Origin of the sequence: Streptomyces sp. WMMB 322, from assembly GCF_900090145.1 — a bacterium.
Lineage (GTDB): Bacteria > Actinomycetota > Actinomycetes > Streptomycetales > Streptomycetaceae > Streptomyces.
The window spans coordinates 430,745-442,439 of the sequence record NZ_FMHI01000002.1 but is presented as its reverse complement, the minus strand read 5'-3'; the positions used below and the strand labels follow the sequence as shown (position 1 = coordinate 442,439).

At 72.9% G+C, this 11,695-nt stretch carries 12 protein-coding genes; 9 read left to right on the top strand and 3 right to left on the bottom strand.

Translation table 11 applies throughout. The features are described 5' to 3' along the window. The 6 genes from H180DRAFT_RS05505 to H180DRAFT_RS05480 all read left to right on the top strand — a co-directional run bounded on the left by H180DRAFT_RS05505 (position 1) and on the right by H180DRAFT_RS05480 (position 6,227). Entirely contained in the window at positions 1-939 is a 939-nt protein-coding gene (locus H180DRAFT_RS05505) for a DUF6457 domain-containing protein (protein WP_055484814.1), read from the top strand. After that, positions 936-2,528 carry a molybdopterin molybdotransferase MoeA gene (locus H180DRAFT_RS05500; protein ID WP_055484813.1) on the top strand — a complete coding sequence of 531 codons (1,593 nt, stop codon included), beginning with the start codon at positions 936-938 and terminating at the stop codon, positions 2,526-2,528. The genes H180DRAFT_RS05505 and H180DRAFT_RS05500 overlap by 4 nt, the downstream gene beginning before the upstream one ends. 7 nt (positions 2,529-2,535) lie before the next feature. After that, a complete protein-coding gene (locus tag H180DRAFT_RS05495; protein WP_254665890.1) occupies positions 2,536-3,714 on the top strand; it encodes a potassium channel family protein in 1,179 nt (392 codons plus the stop codon). A 259-nt stretch (positions 3,715-3,973) separates the two neighbouring features. Beyond that, positions 3,974-4,951 (top strand): NAD(P)H-quinone oxidoreductase, encoded by a 978-nt coding sequence (locus tag H180DRAFT_RS05490; protein ID WP_055484936.1) that lies wholly within the window; start codon positions 3,974-3,976, stop codon positions 4,949-4,951. A 112-nt stretch (positions 4,952-5,063) separates the two neighbouring features. Continuing rightward, on the top strand, positions 5,064-5,555 hold the full coding sequence (locus H180DRAFT_RS05485) for a hypothetical protein (protein WP_139151363.1): 492 nt from the start codon (positions 5,064-5,066) through the stop codon (positions 5,553-5,555). Positions 5,556-5,654: 99 nt separating this feature from the next. After that, positions 5,655-6,227: a bacterial proteasome activator family protein gene (locus tag H180DRAFT_RS05480; protein ID WP_055484811.1), complete on the top strand. Its 573-nt coding sequence runs from the start codon at positions 5,655-5,657 to the stop codon at positions 6,225-6,227. 119 nt (positions 6,228-6,346) lie between these two features. Here H180DRAFT_RS05480 and H180DRAFT_RS05475 read toward each other — a convergent pair whose 3' ends face one another. From H180DRAFT_RS05475 to H180DRAFT_RS05465, 3 genes are all read right to left on the bottom strand, one after another. After that, the gene (locus tag H180DRAFT_RS05475; protein WP_079099856.1) at positions 6,347-7,162 is read right to left on the bottom strand and encodes a TrmH family RNA methyltransferase; all 816 of its coding nucleotides are present in this window, start codon (positions 7,160-7,162) and stop codon (positions 6,347-6,349) included. A gap of 4 nt (positions 7,163-7,166) precedes the next feature. After that, positions 7,167-8,411: an HTTM domain-containing protein gene (locus tag H180DRAFT_RS05470; RefSeq protein ID WP_254665905.1), complete on the bottom strand. Its 1,245-nt coding sequence runs from the start codon at positions 8,409-8,411 to the stop codon at positions 7,167-7,169. A 92-nt stretch (positions 8,412-8,503) separates the two neighbouring features. Next, entirely contained in the window at positions 8,504-9,193 is a 690-nt protein-coding gene (locus tag H180DRAFT_RS05465) for a DUF5819 family protein (protein ID WP_254665889.1), read from the bottom strand. 303 nt (positions 9,194-9,496) lie between these two features. Between H180DRAFT_RS05465 and paaA the strand changes: the two genes are divergently transcribed. Genes paaA through paaC form a run of 3 tightly spaced genes read left to right on the top strand, consistent with a single transcriptional unit; the run spans position 9,497 to position 11,609 of the window. After that, the gene (paaA, locus tag H180DRAFT_RS05460) at positions 9,497-10,516 is read left to right on the top strand and encodes a 1,2-phenylacetyl-CoA epoxidase subunit PaaA (RefSeq protein ID WP_055484809.1); all 1,020 of its coding nucleotides are present in this window, start codon (positions 9,497-9,499) and stop codon (positions 10,514-10,516) included. After that, a complete protein-coding gene (gene paaB, locus H180DRAFT_RS05455) occupies positions 10,516-10,803 on the top strand; it encodes a 1,2-phenylacetyl-CoA epoxidase subunit PaaB (protein ID WP_055484808.1) in 288 nt (95 codons plus the stop codon). The genes paaA and paaB overlap by 1 nt, the downstream gene beginning before the upstream one ends. Then, positions 10,800-11,609, top strand: coding sequence for a 1,2-phenylacetyl-CoA epoxidase subunit PaaC (paaC, locus tag H180DRAFT_RS05450; RefSeq protein WP_302622426.1), 810 nt, complete (start codon positions 10,800-10,802; stop codon positions 11,607-11,609). Before paaB ends, paaC begins: the two co-directional genes overlap by 4 nt. The last annotated feature ends 86 nt before the right edge of the window (positions 11,610-11,695 follow it).

The following is an 11,695-nucleotide window of genomic DNA, read 5'->3' as shown; positions in this document are numbered from 1 at the left end:
GTGACACCTGACGCCCACGCGCACACCCACGACGCCGTCGTCCTCGCGGGCGGCGGCGCCAGGCGGCTCGGCGGCGCCGACAAACCGTCGCTGACCGTCGGGGCCCGCACCCTCCTCGACCGCGTGCTGTCCGCCTGCGCCGACGCGTCCACCACGGTCGTCGTCGGCCCCCGCAGGCCCACGCACCGGCCGGTGGACTGGGTGCGGGAGGACCCCCCGGGAGGAGGTCCGCTCTCCGCGCTCGACGCGGGCCTGCGCGGCGTCACCGAGGAGACGGTGCTCGTCCTCTCCGCCGACCTGCCCTTCCTGCGGGCGGAGACCGTACGGACGCTGCTCTCGGCCGTGGGCGATGCGCCGCGCACCCACGCGGAAGGCGGCCCCGGCGGCAACGGGCCGGCGGACGGCGAAGCGCCCGAGGGCGCGCTGGTCAACGACGGCCGCGACCAGCCGCTGCTCGCCGCCTACCGCACCGAACCGCTGCGCCGCGAACTGGCTCTGCTGCGCACCGAATACGGCAGCCTGACGGGTCTCCCCTTGCGGCTGCTCCTTCCTGAGCTGAGACTTCGTCGCATCGACATCGATGTTGGTCACCGACCGACCGCCACCGACGCCCTCGACTGTGACACCTGGGAAGACGTCGCGGCGGCGAGGGCCCGTATCAGGGAGCATGACACCGTGCTGGACGAATGGATGGCCGCGGCGAAGGCCGAACTCGGCGTCGACCTGGATGTCGACACCGCCGCACTGCTCGACCTGGCCCGCGACGCGGCACACGGCGTCGCACGCCCCGCCGCCCCGCTGACGACCTTCCTCGTGGGTTACGCCGCCGCCCGCCGCGGCGGCTCTCCCGAAGACATCGCGGAGGCCCTGGAGAAAGCGGCCCGGCTGGCCGCGCGCTGGGCCGAGGAGAGCGAAGGGGAGCAGGGCGACGGGCGATGAGCGGCGCCGACGAACTCGACGAGGCCGTCGCCCTGGCGAACGGCGCCGCCCACGGCGCCCGCAGGGGCGACGGCCGGGAGGCTCCCGAGGGCGGTGAGACCCCGCGGCCCCGCAGCGGCGATGCCGCGAGCGGGACGGGGAGGGGCGCCGGGAACAGGACGGACCGCGAATCCGGCTCGCAGACCCGCGACGTCCCGGGCTCCGCCGACGGCTCCGGTGCCGGCTCCGGTACCGACGGCGGCCCCCGCGGGGGGAGCCCGGCCCCGTCCCCGGACGACGGTGACGAACTGGCCGCCCCGGACTGGGTCACCCCCCGCTCCGCGCGGGGCGGCGGCCACCGGTCCGGACGGACGGCGGGGGAGGCGCCGTCCCATGCCCGCGACGCCCCCTGGCCCGACGCCCGCACTCACGCCGCACGGGCCGCCGGCCCGCTCCCCTCCCTCGCTCTCCCCCTCGACCAGGCGCTGGACCATACGCTCGGCGCCCCGCTCGACGCCCTCACGGACCTGCCGTCCTTCGACACCTCGGCCATGGACGGGTGGGCCGTCTCCGGCCCCGGCCCGTGGTCCCTGGCGGACGACGCCACCGGCACCGGCATCCTCGCCGGTGACACCTCCGAGCCACGCCCGCTGCCGGACGGCCGTGCGATTCCCATCGCGACAGGTGCGCGCATCCCGCCCGGCGCGAGCGCGGTGCTGCGTTCCGAGTACGGCGAGAGCGAAGGCGGGCGGCTGCGCACGACGCGGCGCCCGCAGCCCGGTACGGACATCCGCCCGCGCGGCCAGGAGTGCCGCTCCGGCGACCGGCTGCTGCCGGCCGGCACCCGGGTCACCCCCGCCGTGCTCGGTCTCGCCGCCGCCGCGGGCTACGACCGGTTGACCGTCACCAGGCGCCCGCGCGCGGAAGTCCTCGTGCTGGGCGACGAGTTGCTGCACCGCGGCGTCCCGCACGGCGGCCGCATCCGCGACGCGCTCGGCCCGGCGGTGGCGCCCTGGCTCTCGGCCCTGGGCGCGGAGGTGATCGTCACGCGGCGTCTCGGTGACGACGCCGAAGCGCTCCACGAAGCGGTCGCCACGACGACGGCCGACCTCCTCGTCACCACGGGAGGCACCGCACGCGGCCCGGTCGACCATCTGCGTCCCACGCTCGCCCGCGTCGGAGCCCGTCTCCTCGTGGAGGGCGTACGCGTGCGGCCCGGGCATCCCATGCTCCTGGCCCGGCTGCCGGAACGGCAGGAGCCGGGCACGGGCGGCGGTCCGCTTCTGGTCGGTCTGCCGGGCAATCCCCTCGCGGCGGTCTCCGGTCTGGTGACGCTCGCCGCGCCGCTGATCCGTGCGCTCGGCGACCGGCCCGCGGAGCGGGAGGTGTTCGCGCGGATCACCGAGGACGTGCAGGGGCATCCGCGGGACACGCGGCTCGTGCCGGTCGCCTTCGCCCCCGCGGCGTCGCGGGCCCGCCCGCTCCACTTCAACGGCCCGGCCATGCTCCGCGGCGTCGCCACCGCGACCGCCCTCGCGGTGGTCCCGCCGGGCGGCGCCTCCTCGGGCAGCGACGTCCAGGTGCTGCCGCTCCCCTGGTTCGCGTGGTGACCGCGCGGTGAGGACACAGCCCGACGGGAGCGACCAGTACCGCATCCTGCTGCCGCGTTCCGAGGTCAGCCCGCCCGTGCAGGTGGGGCGGCGCCTGCTCGCCGCGCTCCTCGTACTGATGACGACCGTCCTGATCGTCTACCTCGGCCGCGACGGGTACACCGACAACGCCGACGACAACGAGGTCTCCTTCCTCGACGCCGTCTACTACACGACCGTCACTCTCTCGACCACCGGCTACGGCGACATCGCGCCCGCGAGCGACAGCGCCCGCATCGTGAACATCCTGCTCGTGACGCCGCTTCGCATCCTGTTCCTGATCATCCTCATCGGCACCACGCTCGAAGCTCTCACCGACCGCACCCGCGAGCAGTGGCGCCTGTCCCGTTGGAGGTCCCAGTTGCGCGACCACACCGTCGTCGTCGGCTTCGGCACGAAGGGCCGTTCGGCGGCGCAGACGCTGCTGTCCACCGGTGTGCGCCGGGACCGGATAGTGGTGATCGACCCGAACCACCACGTCGCGAAGGCCGCGAACGACGAGGGCTACGTGAGCGTCGTCGGCGACGCCACCCGGAGCGACGTACTCGCCCGCGCCGAGGTGCGGCGGGCCAAGCAGATCGTGATCGCGACGCAGCGCGACGACACCGCGGTGCTCGTCACGCTCACCGCACGCCAGCTCAACCGCCGCCTCAAGATCGTCGCGGCGGTGCGGGAGGAGGAGAACGTGCCGCTGCTGCGGCAGTCGGGAGCGGACTCCGTGATCACGAGCGCCAGCGCCGCCGGCCGCCTCCTCGGGCTCTCCGTGCTGAGCCCGAACGCGAGCTCCGTCATGGAGGACCTCATCCAGCAGGGTTCGGGGCTCAGTCTCACCGAACGTCCCGTCACCAAGGCCGAAACGGGCCGCTCACCGAGGGAGTGCAAGGAACTGGTCGTCACCGTCGTGCGGGGGCACCGCCTGCTCGCCTACGACGATCCGCAGACGGACCCGCTCCAGTCCACGGACCGCCTCGTGGTGATCCAGCGTGCGGCTGCGCCGCATCCGTCGGACACCGGGCTGGGCAGCACCGACCCGACGCACAGCGGCACTCCCGGTCCCGGGGGCTCCGAAAGCGAGCCGGGCACGGGCGGCCCGTCCGGCCCGGGCTCCGTCGGTTTCTGGCGCGGTGAACGCGGGGGCGGCGACTGACCGTCCGTCTCCGCGGCCCGGTCGGCACGTCAGCACCCGCGGATGCGGCGGGAGTTGGGGCACGGCAGCCACAGGCCGCCGCGAACCGGGCGGCGGACGGGAGGACCGGGACGGGGCGCCGGCACGGAAGTTGAGCCGCCGGCCGGCGTGGCCACGAGCACGGCACGTACGAGCGCCGCGGAAAGTACGGTGCGGGGCGGTGCCGCATCTTCGGGGCCCGGGAGTAGCGTTCGGCCCCATGGGTACGTCCAACTCCACGATGCACGCGGTCACCATTCCCGAACCGGGCGGGCCCGAGGCCCTCGTCTGGGCCGAGGTCCCCGTCCCCGAACCCGGCGAGGGCGAGGTGCTGGTCGAGGTCGCGGCGAGCGCCGTCAACCGCGCCGACATCCTCCAGCGGCAGGGCTTCTACGATCCGCCGCCCGGTGCCTCCCCCTATCCCGGCCTCGAGTGTTCGGGCCGGATCTCGGCAGTGGGCCCCGGTGTGAACACGTGGGCCGTCGGCGACGAGGTCTGTGCGCTGCTCGGCGGCGGCGGCTACGCCGAGCAGGTCGCCGTCCCCACGGGCCAACTGCTGCCCGTACCGGAGGGAATCGACGTGCAGACCGCCGCGTCCCTGCCCGAAGTGACCAGCACGATCTGGTCGAACGTCTTCATGGTCGCGCATCTGCGTCCCGGCGAGACGCTGCTCGTGCACGGCGGTGGCAGCGGCATCGGCACCATGGCGATCCAGCTGGCGAAGGCCGTCGGCGCGAAGGTGGCGGTGACGGCGGGCAGCAAGGAGAAGCTGGACCGCTGCGCGGAACTCGGCGCCGACATCCTGATCAACTACCGCGAGCAGGACTTCGTCGAGGCGGTGCGTGCGGGCACCGACGGCAACGGCGCCGACGTCATCCTCGACATCATCGGCGCGAAGTACCTGGAGCAGAACATCAAGGCGCTCGCGGTCAACGGCCGTCTCGCCGTCATCGGCCTCCAGGGCGGGCGGAAGGCCGAGCTGAACCTGGGAGCGCTGCTCGCCAAGCGGGCCGCCGTGACGGCGACTTCGCTGCGGGCTCGTCCCGCCTCGGAGAAGGCGGCGATCGTCGCGGCCGTTCGCGAACACGTGTGGCCGCTGGTCTCGGACGGCCGGGTGCGTCCCGTCGTCGACAGGACCGTGCCGATGAGCAGTGCCACGGACGCGCACCGGGCCATGGAGGAGAGCAGCCACGTGGGGAAGATCCTGCTCGTTCCCTAGAGCTTTCCGCAGTACGGGAAGCAGACGGCAGAGACCCTTCCGGATGCCGGACTTGTCCAATTGTGCAACGCTGATTGCATTATTGGACCTCCGCAACGGGAGGGTCTCTGCCGTGCGGCACAGACGTGACACCCTCACCCCTGCCCATATCCGCAGACTCCGTGTGACCGCGGTGATGCCGTGCGTGGCCGCGATGCTCGTCGCGGCTCTCACGGGGGCAGCGCCCGCTCCGGGTTCGCCCTCCGGCGGGCACAGGGCCTCCGCGGTGGCGCACGAGCACGCGGACCCCGCGGTGAAGTCTCCGGATGATCACGGAACTTCGCCCGTGGGGCCCCCTCCCCCTGCCTCGTCACGGACGGACGAGGGCGGCCCCCGCGACTACGGCGCCGCAGGCGACGCAGCCGGCGACGGTCCGGGACTCTTCGGCACCCAGGATCTCCACGAGCCCGGGCCCGGCACGGGCTACGGCTCCGCGCCCTCCTCGCAGCATCCGCCCACGACCGCCGCAACGCGCCATGTCTCCCCCGTGCTTCCCCTGGGCGCCGGGATGACGCTGATCGGTCTGGGACTCGCCCTGATCGCGCTCCGGTTGAGGCGCGCGTGACGCCCGGGGCGGCGAACGTCGCGGCGGCCCCCTGCCCGTGCGCGGCCCGGTGAGGGACTCCGCGGACACCCGGCGACGCCATGAGTGCAGAATGGGGGCATGACACAGCCGAGCAACGAACGCCCGAAGGAGAACAAGCACGTCCTGGTGGTCGGACCGGACGGCATGGCTCTCGGCAGCGCCGACTCCAAGGCGGGCGGCGAGGACGGCGAGGAGCAGGCTGAGGTCCCCGTCACGGAGATGGTCGAGCAGCCCGCGAAGGTCATGCGCATCGGCAGCATGATCAAGCAGCTCCTCGAGGAGGTGAAGTCGGCCCCGCTGGACGAGGCGAGCCGGGTGCGGCTCAAGGAGATCCACACCAGCTCCATCAAGGAGCTCGAGGACGGTCTCGCCCCCGAGCTGATCGAGGAACTGGAGCGGCTCTCGCTGCCCTTCACCGAGGACACGGTGCCGACCGACGCCGAGCTGCGCATCGCCCAGGCACAGCTGGTGGGCTGGCTCGAAGGGCTCTTCCACGGCATCCAGACGGCGCTCTTCGCGCAGCAGATGGCCGCACGGGCGCAGCTGGAGCAGATGCGCAGGGCACTGCCTCCGGGGACGCTCCCCGAGGACGGCACCTTCGGCGACGAGGAGCCGGGGCGCCCCGCCCGCTCGGGCGGCCCGTACCTCTGAGGCGTGCGTGTGCGTGCACCGGCCCGGCCCCGGCGGGTCGGCCTGTCCTGCGCGTGACGTCGGGCCCGTCCTGCGCGTGACGGTGTCGCTCCCGGCGCGCGGACGGCAGGCAAGGGCGCTCAGCTCCGCGCCGGACCGGCCGCGCCGGGCGGCTGTGCGTGTCCCGCCATCCAGTGGTAGAGCGTCATCGCGACGCTCGTGGCCAGGTTGTAGCTGGAGACCTGCGGCCGCATCGGCAGGGCCACCAGGTGATCGGCGCGATCCCGCAGCCCGTCCGAGATCCCGTGCCGCTCCGACCCGAACGCCACGAGCGCGTCGTCGGGCAGCACGAGACCGCGGATGTCCCGCCCGGCGGGGTCGAGCGCGTAGAGCGGACCCGGCGGGAGACCTGAGGGTTCGCACCGCCTTACGGCTGTCGCGAAGTGCAGTCCCGCGCTCGCCCTGACCACGTTGGGATGCCACGGGTCGACCGTGCCGGTGGTGAACACCCCTGCCGCGCCGGCTCCCGCCGCGAGCCGGATCACCGCCCCCACGTTGCCCAGATGGCGCGGGTTGTCGAGCACGACGACGGGTGCGGCGCGGACGTCCGGAACCTGCCCGCTGCCGCGTACGGCCAGCGCCGCGACGCCCGTGGGGTGGGGGCGCGGCACCAGCCCGCTGAGCGTTCCCGGCGGCACCTCGCTCAGGAGTCCGCTCATCGGCTCCGTGAGATCGGGCGCGAGGTCGGCGGCGAGCGCGAGCACCGCCGCGCGGTCCTCCGTCAGCGCGAGCGGGACGCCCGCGCCGAAGCGCAGTGCGTGCTTGAGGGCATGGAAGCCGTCCAGCAGCACGCTGCCGTCCGCGAGTTCCCGCCACTGCCGCAGCAACTCGGCCGCGCGCACGCCGCGGCGCCCCGTGGAGGGGTCGGCCGCCCCTGTCTCGTCTCCGGCGGTCATGGCGTCAGCGTACGGACACCCCGTCGTCCTTACGCTGCTGAGGTACCGAAGCGGGGGACGTCCCGCCGTCGGCACCGTCGGCACCACCGTCGCCGTCGTCGGCGTCTCCCGGACCGCCTCCGCTGCGGTTCCCGGCTGCCCGTCCGGGAGCCAGCCGGGCCAGCACCCGGCGTCGGCCGCCGTCGAAGCGGTGACCGAGCCAGACGAGGGCGACGGTCGGCAGGAAGACGGCGTCGGCCGCGATCATGGCCATGGAGAAGAACGGCAGCCCGAGCAGCACGGCGATGCTCATGTGCTCCGCGATCATGGCGGCCAGCAGGGCGTTCTTGACGCGCCTGTTGAACAGCGTGAACGGGAAGGCCACCTGGACCGCGACGGTGCCGTAGGTGATCAGCAGTATCAGCAGGCCGTTGGCGGCCAGGAAGGAGCTGAGCTCGGGCCAGGGCGAGAAGTAGTCCAGGTTCATCGGGTAGTAGACGGCGGTGCCGTCCTGCCACCGGGAGCCCTGGATCTTGTACCAGCCCGCCGTCGCATAGATCAGGCAGACCTCCACGACGATGACCAGCAGCGCCGCGTTGTGCACGAGGTTGGCCAGCATGTCGCAGACGGTCCGCGCCTCGCTGCCGGGCATGTAGCGGTTGACCGTCCACCATGCGGCCTGCGCGGCCCACAGCGTCCAGAAGAACAGGCCCCAGCCGATGCTGAGCCCTCCGGCCACGGTCGACGCGAGCATGATCACGCCGAAGACGGTCCACAGCACGACACCGGTCACGTCACCGCCGGCGTGCGCGGGCGGACCGCCGGACGTACCGGCCGCCGCCTTCCTCCGCTGCCGCCGCGCATCGAGGGACCAGACCTGGGCGCAGCGCGTGAGCACCACGTACATCGCCATCAGGTGGATCACGTTGTCGCCGCCGTCGCCCATGAAGACGCTGCGGTTCTGAAGCGTCAGCACGCCGACCATGTAGACGACCGACGCGGTCCGCGTGCGCCAGCCGACGACGACCGCGACGCTGGCGGCGACGGCCAGCGCGTAGACGAACTCGAACCACGCGGTGCTGTCGGACCACATGAGCACGGTGAAGGCGTGGTTGGACTCGATCAGCCGCTCGGCCAGCTTCCAGCTCCAGGGGCCGTCGGGCCCGTACAGCTCGTGGCGGTGCGGGAATTCGCGGAGCAGGAAGAAGAGCCAGGTGAGGGCGAAGCCGATCCGCACGACCGCCGCCTGGTACGGGGCGAGGGCCTCCACGGTGACCCGGGCGAGGCCGCGCGAGACGAAGCTCTCCTCCTCCGTCGCGGTCGCGGCCGCGGGCTCCCCGGAAGGGGTGCGCTGAAGTTCCGTCACTTGTCCCAGCCCCCCGGGAGGTCCGCGCTGGCGACCTGCCACCAGGGCTGCACCTGGTATTCGGTCTTCGAGTCGGTCTTCTCGTTGCTCCAGGGGGGAGGACCGACGGGCGTCGTCGCGGAACGGACCTGTATTCGCTCGACGGTTCCGCCGTTGAGCTCGGTCCCGAAGCGCAGCATGACTATTCGCCTGATGTAGCTCTCGGACAGTTCGCCGCGCAGGCCGACGGGCTTGCCCTTGTCGTCGTGGGAACCGCGGTAGAACTCCCAGCCACGGCGGAGTTCGTTCTGCACGGTGTGGCTGGGGGCGAGGCTGTGATCGATGGCCTCGCCGTCCATCTTCGAGAGGTTGACCCAGCCGGTCGTCTCGGAGGTGCCGTCGTCCTTGGCGACGCGGGCGCGCGCGTGGACGGCGATGTTCTGCTGGAGCGGGTTGGGCGCGAAGAGCTTCCAGTTCTGCTCGAACTCGGGATAGACGTAGTCGTCTATGCCCTGCCCGTGCTTCTTGCTGAGCGTGTTCGAGGGAGCCACGTGCAGGAAGACCATGGAGAGGTGGACGGCGACCGCGAGGACCACCGCCGCCGCGGCCACGGCCACGACCGCGCGGCCGAACCGGGAGAGGCCCTCGGGGCCCGGAACCTCCCTCTCGGCCCTGGCGGGCCCGGTGGAACCCCCGTCCTCGGCCATGGCAGGCCCGGTGGAACCCCCGCCCTCGGGGCCGGCGGGCCTGGTGGAACCCCCACCCTCGGGGCCGGAGCGCCCGGGGGGAGCCCCGCCCTCGCGTGGTGGCCGGGGCCGCGCCTCCGCATGTGGCGCCTGCTGCTCTTCTGGCTCCATGCCCTCCCCTGCTCCCCGCGTTCATGCGTCGGCCGGCCGATACGACCCCCAGAGATTATCGAGCCTTGACACCCTGTGGGCCCTCAGCTCACCATTGAACCGAACGATCGGTCGGTTGGGATTGCGGCTTCGGCCGCCGGCAAGGGGGTCGGGATGACATCGGTGCTGCTCGGCGAGGGCGGGCAGGCCGCCGGAGAGCCGGCGGAGCCGCTCGCGGCCTTCGACGGCGCCATCGCCGCGGACGAGCGGATCGAGCCGCGCGACTGGATGCCGGACGACTACCGCAGCACGCTCGTCCGTCAGATGGCCCAGCATGCGCACTCCGAGATCATCGGCATGCAGCCCGAGGCGAACTGGATCACGCGGGCGCCCTCGCTGCGCCGCAAGGCCATCCTCATGGCCAAGGTGCAGGACGAGGCGGGGCACGGCCTGTATCTCTACAGCGCGGCCGAGACGCTGGGCACCAGCCGCGACGAGCTGCTCGACAAGCTCCACTCGGGCCGCCAGAAGTACTCCTCGATCTTCAACTACCCGACGCTGACGTGGGCCGACGTGGGCGCGATCGGCTGGCTCGTCGACGGCGCCGCGATCACCAACCAGGTGCCGCTGTGCCGCTGTTCCTACGGGCCGTACGCGCGGGCGATGATCCGCATCTGCAAGGAGGAGTCCTTCCACCAGCGGCAGGGCTTCGAGCTGCTGCTGGCGCTGAGCCGGGGTACCGAGGCACAGCACGCCATGGCGCAGGACGCGGTGGACCGCTGGTGGTGGCCGTCGCTGATGATGTTCGGGCCGCCGGACGACGAGTCCGCCCACAGCGCCAAGTCGATGGAGTGGAAGATCAAGCGGCACTCCAACGACGAGCTGCGCCAGCGCTTCGTCGACATCTGCGTACCGCAGGCGGAGGCGCTCGGCCTGACCCTTCCCGACCCGCAGCTGAGCTGGAACGAGTCGCGAGGGCACTGGGACTTCGGCCCCATCGACTGGGAGGAGTTCCGCCAGGTACTCAAGGGCAACGGGCCGTGCAACGAGGAGCGGCTGCGCCGCCGCCGCGAGGCCCACGAGAACGGCGCCTGGGTACGTGATGCCGCGGCGGCGTACGCGGCGAAGCACGCGTCCCCGGCCCGTGGCAGGGTGCGGGAAGCGGACCTGACGGAGACGGCGGTGAGCGCGTGATGAGCGGTACGGACTGGCCCCTCTGGGAGGTGTTCGTACGCAGCAGGCGCGGCCTGTCGCACACGCACGCCGGAAGCCTGCACGCCCCCGACGCGGAGATGGCGCTGCGCAACGCGCGCGATCTCTACACGCGCCGCTCCGAGGGCGTCTCCGTGTGGGTCGTGCCGTCCCACGAGATCACGGCGTCCTCGCCGGACGAGAAGGACCCGTTCTTCGGTCCCGCCGCCGACAAGCCCTACCGCCACCCCACCTTCTACGAAGTGCCGGAAGGGGTGCGGAACCTGTGACGGGCGCCGAGGGGCTCTCCGCGCGCAGCGCGGCCGCGCTGACCGATCCGCTGCTGCCACTGGCGGACGACGCGCTGGTGCTCTCCCACCGCCTGGGGGAGTGGGCCGGGCACGCCCCCGTGCTGGAGGAGGAGCTGGCCCTGGCCAACATCGCCCTGGACCTGCTCGGGCAGGCCAGGGCCCTCTACGCCGAGCTCGGCGACGAGGACGAACTGGCCTTCCTCCGCGAGGAACGGGCCTTCCGCAACTGCCAGTTGGCCGAGCAGCCCAACGGCGACTTCGCCCACACGATGATCCGTCAGCTGTACTTCTCCGCGTGGCAGGAGCTGCTGTACGGCCAGCTGGCCGCACTCGGGCAGCCGCTGGCCGCGAAGGCGGTCAAGGAGTCGGAGTACCACCGCGACCACGCCGAACACTGGACGCTGCGCCTCGGCGACGGCACGGAGGAGAGCCACGAGCGCACCCAGCGCGCCGCGGACTCCCTGTGGAGGTTCACGGGTGAGCTCTTCGAGCCCTGGGGGCACTTCCCCGCGAAGCGCGGGGAAGAGGGGGCCGGTCCGGTCGGCGAGGTCGACTGGGAGGCCCTGCGCACGGGCTGGACGGAGCGGATCACCTCCGTGTTCCAGCGGGCCACCCTCACGGTGCCCGGGTCCCCGCAGTCCTGGGGGTCCCCCCAGGCCCACCAGGGCCGAGGGGGAGCATGGGCGGCGGGGGCGGGGCGGCAGGGCCTGCACACCGAGTCCTTCGGCCGGATGCTGGCCGAGATGCAGCATCTGCACCGCAGCCACCCCGGAGCGTCGTGGTGATCCCCACGCTCGGCCCCGGGGGGCCTGGGAGCCTCGGGGGGCCTGGGGAGCCGGCGCCCCCCACCGGCACCGGGACCCGGGCGGAG